Source organism: Amycolatopsis pithecellobii, from assembly GCF_009707865.1.
Lineage (GTDB): Bacteria > Actinomycetota > Actinomycetes > Mycobacteriales > Pseudonocardiaceae > Amycolatopsis_E > Amycolatopsis_E pithecellobii.
On record NZ_WMBA01000023.1, the window covers coordinates 27,066 to 51,008 of the forward strand.

Sequence of the window (23,943 nt, forward strand, 5' to 3'; positions counted from 1 at the left end):
CTCCTTTCCGGTCATGACAGGGCCACCTGATCGGCCGCGGCGAGTGGCAGGTCTCGCTCGTGACGCGGTGCGACACCGTCCTCGATGGCCCGGATCTGTAGTGCCAGTGCCTTAGAGAAGGCTCGCGCGAGCGAGAGGTTTCCCCCCATGAACCAGAGACCATCGAATCCCGATCGTCGCCAGACGCCACTGAGTTCGCCCTCGCCGTCGAGACCCCAGACCGGTCGGCACCTGTCGGCGACGCCATCTCCGAACAGCTCACGTGCCGTCTCACGCATGTTTTCGTAGCCGGTCGCATAGACGACCAGATCCGCCGCCTGGTGGGTTCCGTCGGTGTACTGCACACCCGCCGCGTCGAATTCCGCGATCTCGACACCGCTCTTGATTTTTATCCGGCCGTCGATGATCAGGCGCGATGCGCCGACATCGATGTAGTAACCACCGCCACGGCGGTGGAAGAGTTCGTGCACACCTGTGCGGTTCCAGGCGAATCCGGCCTTTTCGAGGCCTGCGTGCATATCCGCGTCAAGCGCGTAGACGGCCGGCATCAGGACGCGGTCCTGCAGATCGAATGCGACCTCCAGTGGCAGCGAGTTGGCGAGGAAATCAGCTTCCTCGGTCGGCGGAGCGCCTTCCTCGTACAGACCGGCGAAAAGGATGTCCGCCAGATTCTTCCCGTTCGAGACGTGGGTCGACGAACGCTGAACGACCGTTACCTCAGCACCTCGCTCCCACATGTCATGGGCGATCTCGAGGCCACTGTTGCCCGCACCGACGACCAGGACCGGCCGGCCCGCAACGTCTTCGTTGCCGGTCACCTTGCTCGAATGCTTGATCTCACCGTGAAACACGCCCTCACCGGGATGCTCAGGTACCCTCGGGCGCCCGCTGACACCGGTCGCGAGAACGACATGGCGCGGCGCCACGGTCCGGACCGAACCGTCCTGGCGACGCACATCCAGACTCCACCGTTCGTTCTTCTCGTCGAACTGTGCGCGGGTTATTTCGCTGCCGGTCCAGACATTGAGTTCCAGCACCGAAACGTAGGTCTCGAACCAATCCGCCAGTTTGTCCTTGGGCGTGAAGACCGGCCAGGATTCCGGAAACGGAAGATAGGGCAGGTGATTGGTGTAGACCGGGTCGTGCAGGACAAGGGAGTGATAGCGGTTCCGCCAGCTGTCACCGACCCGCGGGTTCCGCTCGACGATCAGCGTGGGTACGCCCAGCATCTTGAGCCGGGCCGCCACGCTCAGGCCTCCTTGCCCCGCACCGAGCACGACCACGGCGGGGTCCGCAGCACGGAACTCGACCTGCGCCCTTCGCCGGTCCGCCCAGTTGTCAAGGGGGCGCCGGTCTCCGTGTTCCGCGCCCATCGGCCGATGTTCCCCGATCGGTTCCGTCGCCGTATCCAGTCCTTCCAGTGAGGTGTAGACGACCCAGGCGACCGGCGCCGTTTCGACATCGATGAGGCGCAGCATGCCGCGGCAGGGGCCCACGGAGGTCGTGAACCGGAAGCTCGCCTGCAACCACTGTCCGTCGTCGCCATTGCTCACGAGATCAACGGCCGCATCGTCGAGTTCGAACTGGGCGGCGTCGACGGACGGAAGAACCGAGCCGATCATGTCGGCGATCCGGTCGATCCCATGGAGCGTCCGCAGATCCCACGTGAAAGCCAGGCGATCCCGCCAATACGAGTCCGTGGCGAACAGCGGCCGGAGCGCATCGGCGTCACGACGCGCGATCGCCGTGGCGAACCGTTCAAGCCAGGAACGTGCGATTTCAACAGAGCTCATTGAAGTCTCCGATTCTTCGTGGTTCGCGAATGCTTCAATTACGGCGAGCGCCGGAAAGAAATCTTTCTTGTACCCACTGTCCGATCTGGTCGAGCGCGCGATCCGCCGCCGGCGACCTGCCTGCCGCCATCTGGAAGACGTGCTGCGCGTGCGGCTCGATGAGCAGAGTGATATCGCGTCCGGCGGCTTCGGCCCGCGCGGCGAAACGTGTCGCGTCGTCACGAAGCGTCTCGTGCTGACTCGCCGTCACGAATGTCGGGGGCAGCAAGGTCAGGTCGGCACCCAACGGGTTCGCGCCAGGGGTTTCCGGTGATTGCCCGTTGAGCACAAGACCGGTCATGGCTTCGAGCGTCGGCCTGTTGACCATCGCGTCATGCCGGGCGTTTTCCTCCAGTGAGGGTCCGCTGTTCGCCAGGTCGAACCAGGGCGACATCGCGACGACGGCGGCGGGTGCCAGGCCTGTCCGGGAAAGCCGGAGGGCGCTGCTGACCGCGATGTTTCCGCCCGCGGAGTCACCTGCGAACGCGATCTGCGCCGGGACGAAACCGTGTGCCCGGGTGAGCCATTCCGCTACCGATACCGTGTCGTCCACCTGCGCCGGATACGGGTGTTCGGGCGCCCGCCGGTAGTCGATGACGAGCACGGGTGTCGCACATCGTGTCGCGAGATGGCCGGCGAGCTTCCGGTGGCTGTGCCGCGAACCGACCACGAAACCGCCGCCGTGGGTATAGACGATCGCACGACGGGTGTCCGAGCCGAGCGGGGTGCACCAAGTGGCGGGTACGGGCGCGTCGGTGACCTCGCGATAGGTGACGCCGTCCGGCTCCGCGGTCGCCAGGTGCCATTGTTCGAACAAGTCCCGCATACCGTCGATGCTAATCTCCGGTTCGGCCGCGAGACGGCGAGTGAAGGACTCATACAGATTCCGGAGACGGTCACTCATGATCCGTTCGCCTCCCATGCCTTCGTGAACATCTGCTCCCATCCGGGAATCCACGGATAGTCGGAATTCTTCGGCTCCCAAGTGACCTGCGATGCGGTCATCAGCTGCAGATTCGGCGGGTCGTCGACGACCGGCAGTGGCTGTTCCCCGCTCATCAGGCGGGCCACCGTATCGGTCGCATACCAGGCCATCGCCGCGTTGCTGTTGAAGATGCCGGCGGACTCCTGACCCGCTTTCATGTACTGCTGGTTGATCTGGGTCGGCGAGGCGCCGATCGTCTTGATCCCGGTGATGCCCGCGGTGGCGAGCGCGGCGGGCACCCCGGTCAGCAGCGCGGAATACTGGACGATCACATACTTGACGTCGGGATGCGCTTGCAGATAGCTGGAAATCTTGTTCGGCAGTACCGTACCGATCTCGCCGGAATTCGTGGCGAGTTCGTGGACCGTGCAGCCCGGACAGTTCTTGGCGTACGCCTCTTTCAGACCCTGCGTGGTCGATGCCGAGAACGACAACGTCGTGTCGGACAGGTACAGCACATTGGCGTGACCCCCGCTGTCGGCGATGGTCCAGTTGGCCATCGTCTGCCCCTGGCGGATCATGTACGGAACTCCCATCACGTTCGCCACCCGATCGCTCAGTTTGAGGTCGGGGGCGACGATGGACACCACGGAGATTCCTTCCGCGGCCATCTCGTCCATGGTCGTCTGTGCGATCGCGGCGGGAATGGCGTCGGATATGACGCCGTCCGGATGAAGCGCTTTCGCGGTCGCCAGTGCGTTTTTGAAGGATTCAGGGGTGAGGCCCGAATCCACGACCCTCAGGTTGAGGCCAAGGGGTTTGAACGACTCGGCCAGCGCGTCGGCGTGGATTTTGCAGTTGACGATCGCGCACTTGAGGTAGACGACCGTCTTTCCGGCGACGGCCGGCTTGATGGGTTTGGTGATACCTACCGATGTCGGCGCCACCATCTGCGCGGCGATCTGCGCTTTGGCGGCGGCGACGCCGGTATCCGTAGCCGGGTCGTGCGCGGCCGGGCCGTCGGCCACCCGGGAAGAACCGCAGCCTCCCAGAACGGTTACGGCCGCCAGGGTGAGGCATGCCCAGAGGGCTCGACGTCGATGGCGAGCAAGGAAATTCATGACGGTTTCCGATCAGAGTGTGCCGGTTTTGAAGGCGTGTGAAGCCGCGGCGATGCGGGCGACGGTGATATCTGGTGCTCGTAGTTCGGCGACGATGGCGCCGTGGTCGAAGACGACGACGCGGTCGCAGAGCGCCGCGAGGTCCTCGTCCACGGCCGAGCACATCACCACGGCGGTCCCGTTCCGGGCCGCATCGCGCACCAGGTTGAAGATCACCTCTTTGGCACCGACGTCGATTCCCTGGACCGGTTCATCGAGAAGGAGGACGTCGACGCCGTGCCTCAACCATCGACTGATGACGACCTTCTGTTGATTGCCGCCGCTCAGAAATTTGATCTTCTTTTCGGTGCTGCCGGGTGTCATGTCGACGTTTTCGAGGTAGGTGGAGACGTCCCGCTGCTCGCGCCGTTTATCGAGTAACTTCGTCGCCCGGCGATACTGTTTGAGACGAGGCAGGGTTTCGTTGACACGCACGCTCATCTCGGGGATGACACCACTGCGAGGGCGATCGGCGGGAACGAGTCCCATGCCGGCTTTGACGCTCCCGCGTGGGCGTGCCGGCACGGTGTTGCCGTTGAGCAGTATTTCGCCGCCGGCCCGGGGAATGGTTCCGTAGACCGCGTCGGCGAACTGCTCGCGCCCCGATCCATCGAGACCGGCCACGCCGAGTATTTCGCCGGATTCGATGGTCAGGCTCGCTTCCCGTATCCGTTCGGTTGTCAGGTTCTGGACACGCAATGCGGTGCCCTTACCCGTCTCGGCACGTGCGTGGTTCCCCGATGGAGTCGTGTGCTGCTGGTGTCCGAGCAAGGCGTCGAGCAGGGTCGCCTTGGTGAGCTCGTCGCGCTCGGCGTTCATCACCACCTGGCCGTTTCGCAACACGGTGACGTCGTCGGCGAACCGAAGGACCTCGTCGAGCCGGTGAGAAACGAACAGCACGGCTGCGCCGTCCCGCACCGCATGGCGGACGGTGGTGAACAACTGCTCGACCTCGGGTGCGGGCAGGGCTGCGGTCGCCTCGTCCAGCACGAGTACCGAGCGGCTGTCCGTCCAATGTGCCATGGCTCGCGCGATCGCCACGACGACCAGCTGGTTCGGCAGCAGGGTGTGCACGGGCCGGTCGAGGTCGAAGTCCGCACCGATCCGGTGCAGGATCTCCCGGATGCGCATCCGGTGGGACCGCCACCGGATGATGCCGAATCTCTTGGGGTAGCCCGTGCCGAGTGCGACGTTCTCCAGTGTGCTCAGGTGCGGGATGACGTTCAGGCCCTGATGGATGAAGTGCAGGCGGCGATGATGGTGGCTGTGCGAGTCGTTCAGCTCGACCGGGGCACCGTCGAGGTATGCGGCACCGGCCGGTTCCGCTCGTTCGGCGCCGGCCATGATGCGGATGAGCGTCGACTTCCCGCATCCGTTGTGTCCGACCAGTGCGTGCACCCGGCCGCCGCGCAGGGTGAGATCGACGTCGCTCAAAACGAGTGGGCCGTTGTAGGTTTTCCAAACGCCCTTGAGTACGAACAGCTCGTCCTGGGTGTTCACCTCGGCCTCCGTGCGTTGACCAGGCGCCGCATCCGCACCAAGGTGCGATGGGCCGCCATACGCTGCCTGACGACGGCGAGGCTTACCGCCGCGAGCAGCGCAAGGCCGTTGAAGACCTCGGGAATCCACACCGGCGCGCCGGCAAGCTGCAGTCCTTTCACGCCCGTGGCCAGCACGTAAACGGAGATGACCGTGCCCCAGGGATTGAAAAAGCCGGGACGGACCTGAGTCGACCCGAGAAAGACAGCGGCATAGGCCGGCAGCAGATATGACGGCCCGAATGAGGGATCACCGGCTCCGATGCGGGCCGTACCCAGCAGCCCGGCGATGCTCGCGGCCCCGGCCGAGAGAGTCAACGCCAAGACGATCAAGCGTGTCGTGGGAACGCCGGACAGCTTCGCGGCTTCCTGCCCGAGCCCAGTCGCGTGCAGATAACGGCCGGTGGCGGTGTGATCGAGGAAGAGCCACGCGCCGATGCACAGCAGGAGCATCACCCAGAACGGCCAAGCCAGCCCGAGCGCCGTCCCACTGCCCAGTGCCAAGAACTGCGAAGTCAGCCCGACCACGTTCTGGCTTTCGGACAGCCAGAAGATCATGCCGCTGAGCACGGAGCTCGCCGCCAGCGTCACGATCATCGAGCTGATTCGCACGACGCCGACCAGCACACCCATCGCGGCACCGATGCCACATCCCAGCGCCAGCGTCACGACGATCGTGGGTACGGTTCCCCAATCGCCGCGGGCCATGAGGACCGCCGCCAGCATGCCCGCGAAGCCGACCACGGAACCTACGGCGAGGTCGACGGCGCCGACGGCGAGTGGCGCCACCAGGCCGAGGGCGACGATGGCGGTCACGGCCTGACTCGACAAGATGATCTGGACGTTCGACCAGGTCAGGAATGTGTCCGGCACCCAAAGGCCGAACAGGATGATCAAACCTGCCCAGATCCAGAGCGCGCTGTACTTCTCCATTTGGAGTATCGCGAGAATTCTTGTTCTCGCCGGCCGCGAGTCATGGCGCGCCGGACGCTTCGGGGACCCGGTGTCGACGCCGGCCGATACGACATCTGTTTCGTTGTCTACAGACACGGCCGTACCTTCTCTGCGAAGTCCCGCATGACATCCCTGGCGGTCGCGAGGGGGCTCTGAATGGCCAGCTCGGTGACGCCTGCTGATTCCGCGGCCTTGACCTGCTCCGCGATCTCCTCGACCGAGCCGATGATCGTGACGGCGCGAATCGCGTCCTCGGTGAGAAACCTGCGCTCGGCGGGCGGGAGGAAGGTCGCGTGACCGTCGTGGATCTGCAGGTGACGGCGATCGAGCGGCGTTTCCATACTGTCCACATAGGAGCAGTACTCCGCCCAGAAAGAATGGAAGGGAGGAGGAACCATTGCGTCGTCCTGCCGGATGCGCCACATTTCGTACGCGAAGTGAAGGGCGGCACCGACCCACGAATCGGTCAGGGCGGCGACCCGGTCCGACGTGACCGGTTCACCTGGTTGCAGGACCACGACGTTCGTCATCGTCGTGACCGGGTACCCGTCCGGCAGCGCACGGCCCGCGGCCGCTGCTCCGGACCGGACGGCCGAGAGGGTGGCCTGCACGTCATCGGGTCGCGTCGTTCCTATCGTGAGGAGGCCGTCGCCCACCGCTCCGGCGATGGCGAGCGCCTGAGGCCCGTTGGCCCCGACGATGATCGGGATGGGATGCGCGAGGTCCACGAACCCGTGCTCCCGGTTCAGGAACCGGGTATAGCCGCGTCGGCCGGCGTGGCTTACTTCGGTTTCTTCGCCGCTGAGCAGCGCACGGAGGACCCGTACGTACTCCTCGAAGTCCTTGGCCTTCATGGGTTTTTGGCCCATGACCCGCATGGAGGTGTGGCCGGTGCCGATGCCGAGGACCGTGCGCCCGGGAGCCAGCTTCGAGATCGACGCGATGGAATGCGCGGTCACCGGCGCGATTCTGGTGCCGGCGGCCGCCACCCCCGGACCGAGCGATATCCGGGACGTATTCGCCGCCGCGAGTGCCAAGGTTGCGTAGCAGTCCGACCACAGCATCTGGGAGTCGCAAGCCCACGCGACGTCGTAGCCGAGGTCTTCCGCATACTTGAATATTCCCCAGTCGTCGATCTTCGGTGCGATCACCACCCCGAATCTCATCTCGCTGCCTCCCTGGAGAACTGCCTTACGGTGACCGCGCCGAAACCGGCGAGCCGCCGGAGCAGGCCGTCGATATCGGCCGGGGGTCGCGCCCCGCTCCAGCCGATGAACATGTCAGGGCGGACGAGAACGAGCGGCTGGGCATAGCTCTCGTCGACGTTCAGCGTCGAGAGCGGGACACCGAGCCTGGTGGCGGCTTCGACGAAGGGGCCGGGATCCGCGCCGGCGCAGATGAGCGTGAAGTCCCGCCCGAGCAGATCGAACACCGAGCGTCCGTCGGGCAGCCAGGTGTGCGGGAAGCGGGCCCCCGCGGCGAGGCTCGGGCGGTACTCGTCGATCCGCGTGATCGCGCTCTCCGTGGGCCGCCCGTCCGCGACGATTCCCGGCGAGTCCACGTAACGAGAGCCGAACTGCACGCCTTGGCTGTGCCACTGCTGCCGGTCGACCTTCTCGATCAGCGCACCGGCCTCGGCCCGCAGCCGGGCCCCCTCGGCGTCGTCGCCGTGCAGAGCCGGGTCGCGGGCGATGGACGCCATGTCCCGGTCGATCTTCAGCGCCGCACGGGAAGTGGCTTCGCCGACCGAGCGGCGCTCCACCTCGTAGGCCTCGAGGAGTTCGGGTCCGCCCCAGCCGGCTTGCCGCGACGCGAGGCGCCAGCCCAGCCCCACCGCGTCGGCGATGCCGGTGTTCATCCCGAAACCCCCCAGCGGGAGCCAAAGATGTGCGGCGTCGCCCGCGAGCACGATGCGCCCGTCGACGAACCGGTCGGCCACCAGGCGGCGCGGCGTCCACCGCACGACCTGGATCTTCTCCACGTCCATTTCGCGGCCGAGTGCGGCGCGCAGAACCTCATCCTCGTCGAGGTCCTCGGGCGCGGTGCCTTCCGGAACGCGGGCGTGGCACAGGAAAAGCCCGGCACCGTCGAGCTGGACGAAGGAGCCCTTCAGTCGTGGTCCATACCACCAGTACATCCAGCCGGGCCGCTCCGACGCGGCGAACTCGCGCGCCAGCTCGGCCGAACGGAAGTAGACCGACAGCCGGTTCTCCGCGGCACGGGAGTCGCCCTGGAGCCGGGCGCCGATCGCCCGCCGGGTAGTGCTGACCCCGCCATCGCATCCCACGACGTAGTCGGCGGTCAGCACCTTCTCGGCACCTGCGGCTCTGACGCGCACCTCGACGATTTCGCCGCGTTGCGCGACTCCGGTGACCTCGTGCCCGCGGGCGATTTCGACGGTCTCATAGCCGCGGGCGTGCTCCTCGAGGATCGGCTCGAGGAAGATCTGCGAGATCCGGTGCTGGGGCTCGGGAGTCGGCCACTCGTCGAGTTCGGATGCCGTCCGGTCCAGGATCTCCTGCGCGGACGAGAATCGGAAGCGGGTGAGCTCCCAGCCCGTCAGGCTCGTGCAGTACACGACGTCCGTGGGGTGGTCGAGTGGCAGCCCGGCGCGGCGAATGCGGTCCGCAACGCCGAGCCGGCGGAAGTACTCCATCGACCGGGCGTTGGTCGTATTGCAGCGCGGGTTGTCCGTGGTGGCGTCCTGCTTCTCGAGCACGAGCGTGTCGATGCCGCGAGCGCCGAGTTCGGCGGCGAGGGTCAGGCCGACCGGTCCCGCGCCGACGACGATCACGGAGCGGCGTCCGGAGGGAGTGGGCATCAGAGGTTCTCCTCGGAGGTGTCGAGTGCCTGCAAGGCCTTGTCCGCGGCGGGAAAGACGCGGCAGAACGTGCGCCAGAAGATGTTCTCGAGATGCTCACCGTCCATTTCGGACGCAAGCAGCTCCTCCAGCACGGCAGGCACGTTGTAGCTGACGGGGTCGGCGTAGGAGTCGGTGCCGAACATCAGCCGCTCGGACCCGAACCGGCTGACGAAGGTGTCGAGCGGGCGCAGCAACGGGAAACAGATCGCGGTGTCGAACAGCAGGTTGCCGAAACGATCGGCCAGATCCATGACGTACTGGAGCTGAGTCGAGCCCGAGAACCCGTCGAGGGCGACGATGGTCGCATCGGGATGGTTGCGGGCGAGGTCCGCGAACATCCACGGCGCCTCGAGATTGGACTCGGCGAACATGTGGATATAGCAGGGAAGCCCGCGTGCGGTGGCCTCGTCGACGAGGGCGTGCATCCGCCGGTCCGAGACGGCGACGCCCTGATAGCGGGTGTGCCAGACGACGCCGTCGAGACGCAGTTCGCCGACCATCCGGTCGAGCTCCTCGCGGCAGAGCGCGAGACCGTGCAGCGGCTCCACCGTGCCGAGTGCCGCCAGGAAGCGTGGCGAGCGGTTCCGGTAGGCGGCGATCGCATCGTTGACCTCCCGGGTGTTGACGATCCCGTGTGGACGCTCGTACTGCAGGCCCGGCAGCACCGCGCAGGCGGTCATGCCGAAGCGATCGAGCATCGCGTGATGGGTATCGACGGGGTCACGCGGTGCCCCCGTGGTGTTCCGCTCTTCGGCCGCGCCGATCGAAAGGGTGCCGACGTGGTGATGAGTGTCGACGATGTGCCGCACTGTCCGCCTCGTCATCACAACTCCTTACGGCCGGCCGAGTTCGCGCGCCTGCGCAGGGCCGCGATGGACAGCAGGCTGATCACCCCGAGCACCGTCATGTAGGCGGCGACGGACCAGCTCGCCTTCGTCGCATCGAGCAGGGCGGCGGTGATCAGCGGCGCGAGCCCGCCACCGAACACGGACCCGACCTGATAGCCCAGCGATGCGCCGGAATAGCGGACGTCGGTGCTGAACAGCTCGGAGTAGAGGGCCACCTGCGGGCCGAACATCAGCGAGTGGATGGTGAAGCAGACGAACAACGCGACGAAGACCAGCCACAGGTTGCCGGTGTCGATCATCGCGAACATCGGCCATCCCCAGGCGGCGACGCCCACGGCCCCGAGGATGAACAGCTTCGGCCGGCCCACGCGGTCGGACAGGTGCGCGAAGTACGGCAGGAAGAACAACGGCGCCACGCAACCGGCCAGTATCACGCCGAGCAGAGGGCCTCGCGCCAGGTGCAACGACCGGACGCCGTAGTCGAGAATGCCGGACACCACGATGAACGCGACGGCGTTCGGCAGCACGAACGCGCCGCCGGCGAGCAGGATCGTCCGCCAATGCTCGCGCAACACCTTCGTCAGCGGAGGCTGCTTTCCTGCGGCCGGCTCCGGGCGGGCCGCCTGCAGTTCTTTGAACTTGGGCGTGTCCTCCACTGCACGGTGGATGTAGAGCCCGATGCCGATCATGACGAGGCCGGACAGGAACGGAATCCGCCAGCCCCACGCCATCATCTGCTGGTTCGTAAAGAGAAAAGACAGCACCAGGAACGCGCTGATCCCGCCCATCAGCCCCAATTGCGAGCCGACCTGAACGAAACTGCCGAAGAACCCGCGCCGTCCGCCCGGCGTGCTTTCGGTCAGCAGCAGCGACGCACCGCCCCACTGCCCGCCGAGCGCGAAGCCCTGCACCAGGCGCAGCAGGACGAGCAGCACCGCGGCGGCCCAGCCGATCGTCGCCGCCGTGGGCAGCAGGCCCATCAGGAAGGTGGCCACGCCCATCACGGCCGTCGAGGCGACGAGCACCGGTTTGCGGCCGTACCGGTCGCCGAAGTGGCCCGCGACCGCACCACCGACCGGGCGCGCGACGAACCCGACGGCGAAGGTCGAAAACGACGCCAGCGTGGCAGCCGTGGCGCCGAGTCCGGAAAAGAACAACGGGCCGAGGAAGATCGCGGATGCGGTGGCATAGACGAAGAAGTCGAAGTACTCGACGGCCTGAGCCAGCACGGCAACGGTGACCAGACGGCGCAACCTGGGTGATCGGGCGGCCGGTGAGTCACCCAGCCGGGCTGCGGTGGCCGGCGTGGCGGGTGTGAGCTCAGTCATGCCAAGGAAACTAAGCCGCCCCGAGAAATAGCACTATGACGATTTTCGACGACTTGGCTGAGCCAGAAAGCTATTGATGCTGCCTCAACAGCTCGTGAATGCCATCCCGGAGCACTTTTGTCAGCATCGACTGGAATGCGGTGAGTCTTTTGCCACGACGCTGCACGAGGTAAAGCTTGTCGTGCAGCAGATGTCCCGTGATCCGCACTTCGCGCAGGAGACCGGATTCCAGCTCGCGGCGCACGGATTCTCGCCAGAGCAATGCCACCCCGAGTCCGCCCTGAACCGCGACCTTCATCGACTCGGCGCTGCCGAGTTCGATTTCGACTCTCCGGTCCACGACCCCGATGGCGGCCAGCGCCGAATCCTGACTGCGGCGGATCGCCGCGCCGGCAGGCGGGCAGACGAAGGGCAGCCCGCGCAACTCGGCGACCGACGCCGAGTCGCCGACCTGCTCGTCATCGGGCGCCGCGACCAGACAGAACGGGGGCTGAGCGATCAGCTCGGCCTCGAAGGAGTTGGCGTCGAGCACGGCGTCGGTGGCGACGACCGCGAAATCGGAGCGGCCGTCAAGCGTGCGCTCCAGTGCGATCTCCACGGTCGACTGGTTCAGCGAAATCGATGCGTGCGGATGCTCGCGACGGAAGTCCACCAGGATCTGCGGCAGGACGTAGTTGCCCACCGACATGCTCGACCCGATCGACGCTCGCCCGGACACCCCGCGGGAGATGTCACGCAGACTGCGGTCCAGTTCGATGCGCCCGCGCAGCACCTCGGTGGCCCACTGGTGCACTTCGGCACCGGCCTCGGTCAGTTTCATGCCGCGCCCGTCACGCTGGAAGAGCTTGACGTTCAGCCGCTCCTCCAGTGAACGTAGGTGGGCGCTGACCACCGGCTGGGAGACGAACAGATCCTCCGCCGCGAGGCGGACCCCGCCCCGCTCCACCACGCTGCAGAAGACCTCGAGCTTGTGCAGGGAAATCCGGTTGTCCGGCGTCGTCGACGAACTCATAGAAGAAATGCTAAGTCCTGCTGCCGAACTTTCACATAGACCTATATGACCGGGTGGTCGTAGCGTCGAGTCGTCCCCAATGCCGAGGAGGTCGAAGATGCCGCTGGCCGTCGTTACGGCGTCGCACTCGCCGCTCATGCACACCGTTGCGCCGCGCGGCGACGCCCAGACCGCAGTCGACTCGGCGTTCGCACAGGCCCGCGCCTTCGCCGCGGAGTTCAGGCCCGATCTGGTCGTCGTGATCGCACCGGATCACTACAACGGCATGTTCTACGACCTGATGCCGCCGTTCTGCGTCGGCACCGCGGCCGAAGCCGTCGGCGATTACGGCACGGCGCAGGGTCCGCTGGCCGTCGACAGGGAGGCCGCACGGCATGTCGTGCGGGAGGTCCTGGCGGCGGGCGTCGACCTGGCGATGTCCGAGCGGATGGTTGTCGACCATGGCTTCGCGCAGCCCTTGGAGCTGCTGTTCGGGGGCATCGACGCGGTACCGACGGTGCCCGTCTTCATCAACTCTGTGGCCGTGCCTTTCGGCCCCGTATGCCGCACTCGCCTGCTCGGCGAGGCACTGGGCCGGGCCCTGCTCGCGCTCGAGCGCCGGGTGTTGCTGGTCGGGTCGGGCGGGCTGTCGCACGATCCGCCACTGCCCACATTGGACGGTGCGCCGCCCGAGGTGGCCGCCCGGCTGATCGCGGGGCGGCATCCGACACCCGGCGAGCGGGCCGGGCGCGAGGCCAGGGTGCGCGACGCCGGGCTCGCCGTCGTGGCCGGTGAGCCGGGGCCACGACTCAACCCGGCCTGGGACCGCGCGTTCCTCGATCTCCTCGCCGAGGGGCGGCTGAAGGCCACCGACACCTGGACCAACGCGTGGATCACGGCGGAGGCGGGCAACTCGGCCCATGAGGTCCGCACGTGGCTCGCTTGTTACGCGGCGCTGGCCGCCGCCGGTCCCTACGACATGCGCAGCAGCTTCTACCGCCCGATCCCGGAGTGGATCGCCGGCTTCGGCATCACCACCGCAGAGCCCCGGAGGAACTCGTGACCGTCCCCGTCCCCGCTCCCGTCACCGGCGAGCCGAGCATCTGGACCGCCCTGCTCGGGCAGGATCTGACGATCCGCCACGTGCAGATCGGCGAATGGAACACCCGCGTACTGGAAGCCGGTTCCGGCCCCGAGACCGCGGTCCTGCTCCACGGCATCGGCGGGCACCTGGAGGCCTACGCGCGCAACATTCCCGCCCTGGCAACGAAATTCCGCGTCATCGCCTACGACTACCCGGGGCACGGGCTGACCACCCCGGCGACCCGGCCGCTGGAATTGCCCGACTACGTCGACCACCTGATGACCCTGCTCGACACGCTCGGCGTGACACGCGCACATCTCAACGGGGAGTCGCTCGGCGGCTGGGTGGCGGTGAAGGCCGCCTACGCCCACCCGGAGCGGGTGAACCGGATCGTGCTGAACACCCCCGGCGGCGCGCGGTCCGATCCCGCCGTCCGCGAACGGATCCGTTCGCTGTCCCAGGGCGCCGCCGACGACCCCGGCGACGAGCGTATCCGCGCCAGGGTGAGCTGGCTGATGGCCGACCCGGCGAGCGTCACCCAGGAACTGGTCGACGTCCGGCGGACCATCTACGCACAACCGCCGTTCGCCGAGTCGATGCGGAACATCATGTGCCTGCAGGACGCGGATGTGCGAGCACGCAACATGATCACGGACGCCGAACTGGCCGCCATCACCGCACCCGCCCTCGTGGTCTGGACCAGTGACGATCCCTCCGGACCTGCCGCCGTCGGCCTGCGCATGGCGGACAAGCTCCCGAACGGACGGTTCGAACTCGTCGAAGGCGCCGGGCATTGGCCGCAGTGGGAACGGCATCAGCGGTTCAACGAACTCGTCCTCGACTTCCTCGGCCGGCGAGAAGGTGCGTTGCGATGAGCGGTGTGCTGGCTGTCCGCAATCCCCGCACGGGGGAAGTCGACTACGTCATCGAGCCACCGGAGCCGGCCGAACTCGCCGCGGTCTGTGGCGACCTGCGCAAGCACCAGCCCGAGTGGCACGCCGCCGGGATCGGCCACCGGGCGGCGGTGCTGCGCCGCTGGGCGGACGTCATCGAGGCGAACGCGAAGGCGATCGGGGACGCGGAGATGGCCGACACCGGCCGCAGCCGGGTGGCACACGAGGTGCCGTACCTGGTCGCCGCCTCGATCCGCGGGTGGTGTGACGCCGCGCCCGGAATCCTCGACGGGGCCCGGCTCCACGGCGTCTCCAGCGTCTCCCCCACGGTCAGCTACGACACGGAGTTCGACCCGTACCCGCTGCTCGGCGTGATCAGCCCGTGGAACCACCCGTTCCTACTGTCCACATTGGACGCCGTGCCTGCCCTGCTCGCGGGCTGCGCGGTGATCATCAAGCCGAGCGAGGTGACGCCACGGTTCGTCGAGCCGGTCGCGGCCGGCATCGCGGAAGTGCCCGAACTCGCCGCCGTGCTGCGCTACGTCACCGGCGGCCCCGAAACGGGCCAGGGCATCGTCGAGGAGGTCGACGCGCTCTGCTTCACCGGCAGCGTCCCCACCGGCCGCGCCTTGGCACAGACGTGCGCCCGGCGTTTCATCCCGGCATTCCTCGAACTCGGCGGCAAGGACGCGGCCATCGTCACCGCCTCGGCGGATCTGCCGCGGGCCGCCGCCGCGGTCCTCAAAGGGGCCGTGCACAACACGGGGCAGATCTGCTTCGCCACCGAGCGCGTGTATGTCGATGAGACTGTGCACGACGGGTTCGTCGAGGAGCTGACCCGCCAGGCCCGGCTGCTCGAGCTCAACCACCCGGACATCGGGCACGGCCACCTCGGCCCGTTCATCCTCGCCCGGCAGGCCGACATCGTCGACGACCATCTCGCCGACGCGCTGGCCCGGGGTGCGGTGCTGCACTGCGGCGGCCCCAGCGTGACGCTGGACGGCGGTCGGTACATGCGGGCGACCGTGCTGACCGGCGTCGACCACGACATGAAGATCATGCGCGAGGAGACTTTCGGCCCCGTCGTCCCGGTGCAGGCCTGTCACGACGTCGACGAGGCGGTCCGGCTCGCCAACGACAGCGAGTACGGCTTGTCCGCCGCGGTGATCGCCGGCGACGAGACCGAAGCCGCGGCGATCGGACGACGCCTCAACGCCGGTGCGGTGAGCCTGATGGACACGTCGCTGACCATCGCGATCATGCGTGACGTCGAGAAGACCTCGTACCACTCCTCGGGGCTGGGCGGCTCGCGCATGGGGCCCAACGGCATGCTGCGCTTCCTCCGCCGCAAGGCGCTGCTCACCCGCTGCGGGCCGGTGCCGGACATGGATTCATTGCGCGAGGACGCGTGACAAGGAGGTCAGCGATGCAGGACGAACCGATCGGCCTCGTCGGCGCCGGGACCATCGGCGGTGGCTGGGCCGCCACCTATCTCGCCCGCCGCCGGCCGGTGCTGGTGGTGGACCCGGCACCGGACGCGTTCGGGAGGCTGACGGCGTATCTCGAGGCGGTGTGGCCGTCGGTGCGGCGCACCGTGCCGGACGCCCCCGCCGCGGTGCCCGTGGACCTGCTGCGGCTGGTTCCCCTCGCGGATCTCGGCGCCGCGGTTCTGGTGCACGAGAACGTCCCCGAGTCAGTCGAGTCCAAAAAGGACGCTTATCACGACATCGAGGACGTGGTCGGACCCGGCGTCCCGATCCTGTCGAGCAGCGGTGGCCTGATGCCGTCGCAGCTGCAGGCTGGTATGCACCACCCAGAGCGGTTCGTCGTCGCCCATCCCCAGAGCCCGGTCTACGCGCTCCCGCTCGTGGAGGTGCTGGCCGGCAAGGCGACCTCACCCGCCGTCGTCGACGCGGTGCTCGCCCACCTCACCGGTCTGGGCAAGCGCCCGGTGCTGCTGCACCGCGAAATCCCCGGCTACCTCACCAACCGGCTGACCTTCGCGATGCTCCGGGAGGCGACGCATCTGCTCGCCGAGGGCGTCGTCGACGCGCGCGGCATCGAGGACGCCGTCGTGCACGGCATCACCCCGCGCTTCCTGATCGGTGGCCCGCTCACGTCGCTGGCGCTCGCGGGTGGTCCCGGCGGAATGCGCGGCGCGATGCGCTCGTTCGCGGACACCATCGAGGGGTGGTGGTCCGATCTGGGCACGCCGCATCTCGACGAAGACACCCGCGCCCGGCTGATCGCGGCCGCGGACGAGATTTTCGGTGACCGGCCGATCGGCGACATCCTCGCCGCCAGGGACGCCGCCGCTGTCGACGTGCTGGCCTTGCTGCAGGGCGAGGAGTGAGCATGTTCGCCACACCCGCGGTCGATTACCGCCGGGAACCGGATGGCTTGGTCGTGCTGCGATCGCGCATTCCGGCGGGCAGGCCGGCGCCGACCATCCTGCACTGGTTGCGCCGATTCGCCACCGAAACGCCCGGCGCGGCACTCCTCACGACGGCCACCGACGCGGGCAGGACGGCCTGGTCCTACGCCGAGGCGTGGCAGGATGTCCAGCGGGCCGCCGCCGCATTGGTCCACAGTGGACTGCGCAAGGGTGACCGGGTGGTCGTGCTGGGCCCGAATTCCGTGGCGCACCTGACCATGTCGCTGGCCACGATGCTGGCCGGTGCCGTCGCCGTGCCGGTCGCACCGCAATACGCCGGGGCGTCGGCCGACCGTGCCAAGCTGCGTGATCTGCTGGCCCTGCTCGAACCCGCACTGGTCTGGGCCGCCGAATCCGCACAGGCCGCGGTGCTGGCTGAGGCCCTGCCCGGGCACACTCGCGTCCTCGTGGGGCGAGCGGCTGTCCGTGAGCTGCGGCAAGCGAGCCACGACCGCGGTCCGGTGCCTGACGCCATCGACGCCGCGGCCCCGGCGAAGATCCTGCTCACCTCCGGTTCGACCGGCCGGCCGAAACCCGTGGCCTACAGCCAGTCGATGATGACGACGAACGTCCAGATGACACTCGACGTCTGGCCGTTCCTGACCGGGCATCGCCCCGTCCTGGTCGACTGGCTGCCGTGGAACCACGCCTTCGGCGGCAACGCCAACGTCAACCTCGTGCTGTCCCAAGGGGGAACCCTGCACATCGACGAGGCCGCGGGCAGGCCGGAAAGGCTCGACCTCACGATCCGGAACCTGCGCCGCCACCGGCCCACCTTCCACGGCGCGGTGCCGGCGGGGTTTGCGGCGCTCCTGCCCGCACTCGAAGCCGATCCGGCCTTCCGCGAGGCGTTCTTCGGCCGCCTCGACGTCATGTTCAGCGCCGGCGCGGCCATGCACCCGACGGTGTTCCGGCGGCTGTCCGAACTGTCGGCGACGGTGCGCGGGCGCCCGGTCCCCATCGTGACCGGATGGGGCTCGACCGAGGTCGGCCCTGGCGCCACCATGGTGCACGCACACGGGGTGGCACCGGACTGCATCGGGACCCCGCTGCCGGGTGTCGAGATCGGACTGCGGCCCGTCGCGGGCAAGTACGAACTCCTCGTCCGCGGACCCTGTGTCGCCGAAGGGTACTGGCGGCAGCCCGGACCCAGCCGGGCCGCGTTCACCGACGACGGCTGGTATCGCTCCGGTGACGCGGGCGAACTCGTCGATCCCGAGCACCCCGATCGCGGGCTGCGCTTCGCCGGGCGGATCGCCGACGATTTCAAGCTGGCCAACGGAACCTGGGTGGATGCCGGCGGTATCCGCACGAGCCTGCTGGCCCGCGGCGGAGGCCGATTGCGCGACATCGTCGTCACCGGCGCCGACCGGTCCGCACCTTGTGTGCTGGTCTGGGCCGCCGAGCCGTTCGGCGAGGACGATCTGCGACTGTTGCTGGACGCGTACAACCGGGAGAACACCAAGCCCAGCACCAGGATCCTCGACGGCGCATTGCTGGAGCCCGAGGGCGACGAGGTGGGAAGCAAGGGACAGCTCGTGCGCGGTGCCGTCCTGGCGCGGCGGCGATCGCTCGTCGAGCGGATGTACGACCGGCAGAAGGCAGAATCGTGAAAATCGGGAACCCGGCCAGAACACTCGACGTCGGCAGCGCCGCCGACCTGCATGCCCACCTCGGCAGCGAGATCGGGATCAGCGGCTGGGCGTCGCTCGACCAGGACGACGTGCTCGGCTTCGCCGAACTCACGCACGACCGCCACTGGATCCACACGGACCCGGCGCGGGCCCGCGACGAGGCCGGCCTGGGAGGCCTTCTCGCACACGGATTCCTGGTGCTCGCCACGGTCACCGCGCTGGCGAACCAGTGCTACACCATCGCCGGCGCCACCCGGTGGACGAACTACGGGCTGGAGCGGATCCGTTTCACGGCACCGGTTTTCCCGGGCGACGAGTTCCGCTTGCGCCTTACGCTGAACGCGGTCGAGCCGGGGCCGGGCCCGGCCACCCGGCTCGGTCTCGACTGTCTGCTCGAACGCCGCGCCGGTGCCCGGCCCGCGCTGGCGGCGAACTGGATCGTCCTGGTGGAGGAAGCATGAACGTTCCCGAAGGCTTCGTCCCGCTCGGCCAGGAAGGCACGTTCCTCGGCCACGTCGGCGGCCTGCTGTGGCGGCGCGGCGCGGACCGGACGGAGGTGTGCGTGTCGTTGGCGCCGCATCATCTCAATCCCAACGGCACCGCACACGGTGGCTTGCTGATGACCGTCCTCGACATCACACTGGGCGCCACCGTCGAATCGTTCCTCGGCGTGGATCCCGGCCGCCATCCCGTGACGCTGCAGCTGTCGTGCTCGATGCTGGCGCCCGCACGTGGTGGTGAGCTCCTGTTCGGGGAAGCGACGGTGGACCAGTCGACGCGGACGGTGACGTTCGTGTCCGCCCGGCTCCACAGCGAAGGGCGGACCGTCCTGACCGCGAGCGCGGTGTTCCGCAATCCACGATGACCCGGCTCGGTCAAGACCTCGTCATGGACGCGCCTATCGCACCGACCCGGAGGAACTCGAGCTTCTCGGCGTCGGGCCCGCTTTCAGTAGTGGTATAGACCACGAGTTTGACGTCCGAGTCCGGGACGGTGACGACATCGCAGTCGAGTGTCACGTCCCCGACAACCGGGTGGTGGATGGTCTTGACGATGGTCTGGTGCACGGCCGCGCGGCCCTCCTCCCAGAGCTCGGCGAAGCGCGGACTGCGTGCCCGGACATCCGCGATGAACGCCCGGAAGCGACTGTCGCCACTGAGTTCCGCGGCTGAACAGCGAAGGTCCGCCACGAGCGCTCGTTCAAACGCGTCAGGCCCCCCTCGGGGTGTTGCGATGCGGGCGATGCTCTCGTCGATGAACGTCTGCACGATCAGGTTCTGCTCGGGATCGTGTATCACCGACGGCGCTTGGAACAGCGCTTGCCAGAGAGAGGTCGAGGTGAGCAGGGTCCAGTCGGCCGCGAACGCCGCGAGGGGCAGGTCGGACATGCGGGTGATCATCCGCTGCACCCCGGGCGGGATGTGGTGGGAGACCGTCCCGGTTCTCGGCGGTGTCAGGCCCGCGGCCCGGTAAAGCAGCGCGGTCTCGGTGCGGTCCAGCTGGAGCGCCCGCGCGAGCGACGCGACGATCTGCGCCGACGGAGTGCGCGAGCGGCCCTGTTCCAGCCGCATCACGTAGTCGACACTGACGCCGGCGAGTTGTGCGAGCTCCTCACGGCGCAACCCCTTCGTGCGGCGACGGCCGGACGACTCCAGGCCGACATCGGCCGGAAGGAGGCGTTCGCGCCAGATACTGAGCAAACCACCGAGGGAATGAACATCGGAAGACATCACCACCATTATGCCCCGGACCGCCCACCACGGCCCGGACGTTGGGTAGCACTGTCTATCTCTGGTTGGACCACCGGGCCGCCGGGCAAGCTGGAACCACTCGACCGAGAGGAATTCCCCATGACCGCGACCCCGAACGGATACGTGACCGTCCTTTGGGAGGCCAAGGCGAAACCGGGCAAGGAGGCCGAACTCAAGGCCTTCATCACCGCGGCCGTGACCCCGTCCCGCAACGACGCCGGCAACATCGACTACGAGGCCCACGAAGTCGACGGCCGGCCCGGCACCTTCGTCATCTACGAACGGTGGGAGAACCGCGAATACCTCGACGCCCACCTCGGTGCCCCCCGGATGCGAGAGCTGGTTCCGCAGATGCTCGAACTGATCGAAGGGTCGATCGAGGACGGAATCCGGCTGCTGCAACCGTTCCGGCCCGCCCAGTAAGCCTCTGTTCACTATCTGAAGGAAGAACGTTGACGAACACACTCATCACCGGCGGCAACAAAGGTATCGGCTACGAGACGGCACGCCGCCTCATCGAAGCCGGGCACACTGTCTGGATCGGTGCCCGCGACCCGGAACGCGGTCGTCTTGCCGCAGCGAAACTCGGCGCCTCGTTCGTGCAGCTCGACGTGACCGACGAAGCGTCGGTCACGATGGCTGCGAAGATCCTTCGCGACGAGGCCGGCCACCTGGACGTCCTCATCAACAATGCCGGGATACTGGGCGAGGTCGCGACTCCCGAGGAGACGCCGGTCGAGGCGTTCCGTACGGTGTACGAGACCAACGTGTTCGGCGTCGTCCGGGTCACCCGCGCCTTCCTGCCGCTTCTGCGCGCGGCCGCGGCGCCATCGGTCATCAACGTCACCAGCGGCGTCGGATCCTTCACGCTGATCCACGACCCGGAGCGCGTCGAGTCGCAGTACCCGCTCGCCGCCTACGGCTCCTCCAAAACCGCGGTCACGATGATCACGATGCAGTACGCCAGGACCATCCACGACATCCGGTTCAACGCCGTCGACCCCGGCCAGACCGCGACGGACTTCACCGGCAACCTCGGACACAGCGTCGAGGAAGGCGCCGACGCGATCGTACGTGTCGCGACCCTCGGACCGGACACCCCGACCGGTACGGTCACCGACCGGAACGGCATCCTGCCCTGGTGATTCCGGCGGTGTTACCGGCCGCGCTCAGCGCCTCGTCTCGTACCTGGTCAGGACCACGCCGTGGGGGAACGTCCGCGTCTCCACCAGATTCAGGTTCACCCAGCTGTCCAGCGTGGTGAAGAACGGCGTGCCGCCGCCCACCAGGACCGGACAGGTGGCGAGCGCGTACTCGTCGATCAACCCGGCCCGCATGGCCACCGCGGCGAACGTCGCGCCGCCGATGCTCATCGGTGCGCCGTCCTCGGCTTTGAGCCGGGTGATCTCGGCGACCGCGTCGCCGGTGACCAGACGCGTGTTCCAGTCGACCTTGTCGATCGTCGAGGAGAACACCACCTTCGGCGTGTCCCGCCAGTTCCGCGCGAACTCGATCTCCGCCGGAGTGGCACCCGGCTGCTGGTCGCCGGTCGGCCAGTAGGAACTCATCGTCTCCCACAGCTTGCGCCCATACAGCGTCAGGCCGCTCGCCCGCTCCTGGTCGAGCCACCACTGGAACAGCTCGTCGCTCGGCACGCTCCAGCCGATGTCACCGGATCCCGAGGTGTGGCTCGGGTCGCCCGGCGCGGCGATGTAGCCGTCCAGGGTCACGTTCATGCCGTAGATCAGTTTCCGCATGCGCCGGCCTTTCCGTCAGTCGAAATCAGACGTACAGACCGGCGCAGCGCGGCAAACTCATCGGTGCGCGATCAGGGAGCCGTCATCCCAGACTTTCCAGCTTCGCTTCCGTGGTCTCGGCCGCGAGCAGGGCCTCGATGCGTTCCCGCAACTTGAACTTCTGGACCTTCCCGGCCAGGTTCTTGGGCAGCTCCGCCATGTGCTCGAGCCGCTCCGGGACCTTCTGGATCGCGAAACCGTGGTCCAGGAGGTAGCCGGTCAGCTCCGACAGCGTCGGCGGTTCGTCTCCGGCGGTGACGACGAACGCGCAGGCCCGCTCGATCATGATCGGGTCCGGCATGGCGACGATGGCGACCTCGGCGATCTTCGGATGGGTGTAGAGGTGGTCTTCGACCTCCTTGACGCTGATGTTCTCACCGCCGCGCAGGACGATGTCCTTCCTGCGCCCTTCGATGGTCAGCCGGCCGCGCGCGTCCAGCCTGGCCAGGTCGCCGGTGGCGAACCAGCCGTCGGCGTCGAAGACCTCCTCGCCCGGTGGCGGCACCAGGTAACCGGTGAACCTTTCCGGCCCCCGCACGAGAAGCTCGCCGCGCTCGCCGGGGGGCAACTCGGCTCCCGCATCGTCGACGATCTTCAGCTCGGTCCCCTCCATCGGGCGCCCATCGGTCTCGGCGCGCCAGTCGAGCGGGTCGTCGACCCAGGCCTGGGTCGCGGTCGGGTACTCGGTCGATCCGTAGCCGCGGGCGATGGTGGCGCCGAGGCGGGCTTCAGCCTCCCGGACCAGCCCTGGCGGCACATCTCCCCCACCGACACCGACCCATCGAAGGGACGAGACGTCGCGCTGCGCAAGCTCCTCGGAACGAACCAGCCCGTGGACGAACGGTGTGGCAGCCGCGGTGAAGGAACAGCGATGACGCTCGATCAGTCTCAGCGCCTCGGTCGGTTCCCAGACGTCCTGCAGCACGAGCAGGCTGCCCAGCATCGACGGTAGTTGCACGCCGTAGAGCAGGCCCGTGACGTGCGTCAGGGGCGACGGCATGAAGATCCGGTCCGTGCCGGTGAGCCCCCAGCTCTCGATGCATCCGTGGTTCTCGCGTACCAGCGTCGCATGTGGGTGGATGACGCCCTTCGGGGCCGAGGTGGTGCCGGAGGTGTACATCAGCACCGCCGGATCGGTCGCCGCCCGATCGATATCGGGCGCGGGGCCGGCACGCAACAGCTCCTCGAAGGCGCGGCCGGATGGTGCCTCGTCCCGCACGACGACGGTGTGCGTCAACGCGGGCAGCTGCGGTGCCATCTCGGCCACCATCTGCCGGTAGTCGAATCCGCGGAACCGCGCCGGGTGCACGAAGACTTTCGTCTCCGCCTGCCGCAGGATGAACTCGACCTCACGCCGCCGGTAGATCGGGATGACGGGGTTGCTGACCGCCCCGCAGCGCAGGATCCCGTGGTGCAGGACAACGGCCTCCCACCAGTTCGGCAGTTGCCAGGACACGACGTCGCCCTTGCGGACGCCCAGCTCGTGCAGCGCGCCGGCGATGGCGCGCACGTGCTTCTCGACCTCCCCGAAGGTGAACGTGCGGGCCCCGTCGACGATCGCCGGGCGAGCGGCGGTCACCGGGTGCGCGGCCCTGGCGGAGACGAACCCGTCGATCAGCTCCTCGCTCCAGAAACCGGCGCGCCGGTAGCGCTCGGCGTACTCCGGGGCGGGGGTCAGCGTCACGGCCATCAGCCGACTCCGGCCTGGGCCGGGGGCGTGATCCGGTGCCGGTCGACGACGTGCAGGCAGGTGCGGCACTTCGTCACGCGGAGCCAGCCGCGGTAGTCGACGAGCCGGTAGGTGAAGACGGTGGCTGCACCACACGCGGGGCAGCCGGTGCCGGCCGGCGTCAAAGGCTCGTCGACGGTCGGCTCGGTGGGCTTGGGGAACATGATGCTTCTCCCTTCTTGG

At 67.8% G+C, this 23,943-nt stretch carries 23 protein-coding genes; 9 read left to right on the top strand and 14 right to left on the bottom strand.

Annotated features, from left to right (window positions below):
* Positions 1-11: 11 nt before the first annotated feature.
* From GKO32_RS16360 to GKO32_RS16405, 10 genes are all read right to left on the bottom strand, one after another.
* Positions 12-1,793 carry an NAD(P)/FAD-dependent oxidoreductase gene (locus GKO32_RS16360; protein ID WP_154757732.1) on the bottom strand — a complete coding sequence of 594 codons (1,782 nt, stop codon included), beginning with the start codon at positions 1,791-1,793 and terminating at the stop codon, positions 12-14.
* Between the two features lie 34 nt (positions 1,794-1,827).
* Complete coding sequence (locus GKO32_RS16365; protein ID WP_208024431.1) at positions 1,828-2,658, bottom strand: alpha/beta hydrolase; 831 nt, start codon at positions 2,656-2,658, stop codon at positions 1,828-1,830.
* A 74-nt stretch (positions 2,659-2,732) separates the two neighbouring features.
* Entirely contained in the window at positions 2,733-3,785 is a 1,053-nt protein-coding gene (locus GKO32_RS16370; RefSeq protein WP_166459598.1) for a sugar ABC transporter substrate-binding protein, read from the bottom strand.
* Between the two features lie 105 nt (positions 3,786-3,890).
* Positions 3,891-5,417 carry a sugar ABC transporter ATP-binding protein gene (locus GKO32_RS16375; RefSeq protein WP_154757735.1) on the bottom strand — a complete coding sequence of 509 codons (1,527 nt, stop codon included), beginning with the start codon at positions 5,415-5,417 and terminating at the stop codon, positions 3,891-3,893.
* A complete protein-coding gene (locus tag GKO32_RS16380) occupies positions 5,414-6,505 on the bottom strand; it encodes an ABC transporter permease (protein ID WP_154757736.1) in 1,092 nt (363 codons plus the stop codon). Before GKO32_RS16380 ends, GKO32_RS16375 begins: the two co-directional genes overlap by 4 nt.
* Complete coding sequence (locus GKO32_RS16385) at positions 6,496-7,575, bottom strand: LLM class flavin-dependent oxidoreductase (RefSeq protein WP_154757737.1); 1,080 nt, start codon at positions 7,573-7,575, stop codon at positions 6,496-6,498. Before GKO32_RS16385 ends, GKO32_RS16380 begins: the two co-directional genes overlap by 10 nt.
* Positions 7,572-9,230 carry an FAD-dependent monooxygenase gene (locus tag GKO32_RS16390; protein WP_154757738.1) on the bottom strand — a complete coding sequence of 553 codons (1,659 nt, stop codon included), beginning with the start codon at positions 9,228-9,230 and terminating at the stop codon, positions 7,572-7,574. The genes GKO32_RS16385 and GKO32_RS16390 overlap by 4 nt, the downstream gene beginning before the upstream one ends.
* A complete protein-coding gene (locus tag GKO32_RS16395; RefSeq protein ID WP_154757739.1) occupies positions 9,230-10,096 on the bottom strand; it encodes an amidohydrolase family protein in 867 nt (288 codons plus the stop codon). The genes GKO32_RS16390 and GKO32_RS16395 overlap by 1 nt, the downstream gene beginning before the upstream one ends.
* Complete coding sequence (locus GKO32_RS16400) at positions 10,096-11,448, bottom strand: MFS transporter (protein ID WP_154757740.1); 1,353 nt, start codon at positions 11,446-11,448, stop codon at positions 10,096-10,098. Before GKO32_RS16400 ends, GKO32_RS16395 begins: the two co-directional genes overlap by 1 nt.
* A gap of 70 nt (positions 11,449-11,518) precedes the next feature.
* A complete protein-coding gene (locus GKO32_RS16405; RefSeq protein WP_154757741.1) occupies positions 11,519-12,460 on the bottom strand; it encodes a LysR family transcriptional regulator in 942 nt (313 codons plus the stop codon).
* A 97-nt stretch (positions 12,461-12,557) separates the two neighbouring features.
* Between GKO32_RS16405 and GKO32_RS16410 the strand changes: the two genes are divergently transcribed.
* Genes GKO32_RS16410 through GKO32_RS16440 form a run of 7 tightly spaced genes read left to right on the top strand, consistent with a single transcriptional unit; the run spans position 12,558 to position 19,349 of the window.
* Positions 12,558-13,502 carry a 3-carboxyethylcatechol 2,3-dioxygenase gene (locus tag GKO32_RS16410; protein ID WP_154757742.1) on the top strand — a complete coding sequence of 315 codons (945 nt, stop codon included), beginning with the start codon at positions 12,558-12,560 and terminating at the stop codon, positions 13,500-13,502.
* Positions 13,499-14,398 carry an alpha/beta fold hydrolase gene (locus tag GKO32_RS16415; protein WP_312868003.1) on the top strand — a complete coding sequence of 300 codons (900 nt, stop codon included), beginning with the start codon at positions 13,499-13,501 and terminating at the stop codon, positions 14,396-14,398. The genes GKO32_RS16410 and GKO32_RS16415 overlap by 4 nt, the downstream gene beginning before the upstream one ends.
* Positions 14,395-15,828 (top strand): aldehyde dehydrogenase family protein, encoded by a 1,434-nt coding sequence (locus GKO32_RS16420; RefSeq protein ID WP_154757743.1) that lies wholly within the window; start codon positions 14,395-14,397, stop codon positions 15,826-15,828. Before GKO32_RS16415 ends, GKO32_RS16420 begins: the two co-directional genes overlap by 4 nt.
* Positions 15,829-15,842: 14 nt before the next feature.
* Positions 15,843-16,769, top strand: a complete 927-nt coding sequence (locus tag GKO32_RS16425) for a 3-hydroxyacyl-CoA dehydrogenase NAD-binding domain-containing protein (RefSeq protein ID WP_154757744.1) — start codon at positions 15,843-15,845, stop codon at positions 16,767-16,769.
* 2 nt (positions 16,770-16,771) lie between these two features.
* Entirely contained in the window at positions 16,772-18,463 is a 1,692-nt protein-coding gene (locus tag GKO32_RS16430; protein WP_154757745.1) for an AMP-binding protein, read from the top strand.
* Positions 18,460-18,945, top strand: coding sequence for a MaoC/PaaZ C-terminal domain-containing protein (locus tag GKO32_RS38025; RefSeq protein WP_166459599.1), 486 nt, complete (start codon positions 18,460-18,462; stop codon positions 18,943-18,945). Before GKO32_RS16430 ends, GKO32_RS38025 begins: the two co-directional genes overlap by 4 nt.
* Positions 18,942-19,349, top strand: coding sequence for a PaaI family thioesterase (locus tag GKO32_RS16440; protein WP_154757747.1), 408 nt, complete (start codon positions 18,942-18,944; stop codon positions 19,347-19,349). Before GKO32_RS38025 ends, GKO32_RS16440 begins: the two co-directional genes overlap by 4 nt.
* A gap of 10 nt (positions 19,350-19,359) precedes the next feature.
* Here the strand turns inward: GKO32_RS16440 and GKO32_RS16445 are convergent, their stop codons facing one another.
* Entirely contained in the window at positions 19,360-20,214 is an 855-nt protein-coding gene (locus GKO32_RS16445) for a helix-turn-helix transcriptional regulator (protein ID WP_154757748.1), read from the bottom strand.
* 120 nt (positions 20,215-20,334) lie between these two features.
* On the opposite strand from GKO32_RS16445, the gene GKO32_RS16450 reads away from it, so the two are divergent.
* Together GKO32_RS16450 and GKO32_RS16455 are read left to right on the top strand one after the other, a co-directional pair.
* Complete coding sequence (locus GKO32_RS16450; RefSeq protein ID WP_154757749.1) at positions 20,335-20,658, top strand: putative quinol monooxygenase; 324 nt, start codon at positions 20,335-20,337, stop codon at positions 20,656-20,658.
* A gap of 29 nt (positions 20,659-20,687) precedes the next feature.
* Positions 20,688-21,380: an SDR family NAD(P)-dependent oxidoreductase gene (locus GKO32_RS16455; RefSeq protein WP_154757750.1), complete on the top strand. Its 693-nt coding sequence runs from the start codon at positions 20,688-20,690 to the stop codon at positions 21,378-21,380.
* A gap of 24 nt (positions 21,381-21,404) precedes the next feature.
* On the opposite strand, the gene GKO32_RS16460 is transcribed toward GKO32_RS16455, so the two are convergent.
* From GKO32_RS16460 to GKO32_RS16470, 3 genes are all read right to left on the bottom strand, one after another.
* Positions 21,405-21,992, bottom strand: coding sequence for a dihydrofolate reductase family protein (locus tag GKO32_RS16460; protein ID WP_154757751.1), 588 nt, complete (start codon positions 21,990-21,992; stop codon positions 21,405-21,407).
* A gap of 82 nt (positions 21,993-22,074) precedes the next feature.
* On the bottom strand, positions 22,075-23,721 hold the full coding sequence (locus tag GKO32_RS16465) for an AMP-binding protein (protein ID WP_154757752.1): 1,647 nt from the start codon (positions 23,719-23,721) through the stop codon (positions 22,075-22,077).
* A complete protein-coding gene (locus GKO32_RS16470) occupies positions 23,721-23,924 on the bottom strand; it encodes a hypothetical protein (RefSeq protein WP_154757753.1) in 204 nt (67 codons plus the stop codon). The genes GKO32_RS16465 and GKO32_RS16470 overlap by 1 nt, the downstream gene beginning before the upstream one ends.
* Positions 23,925-23,943 lie beyond the last annotated feature (19 nt).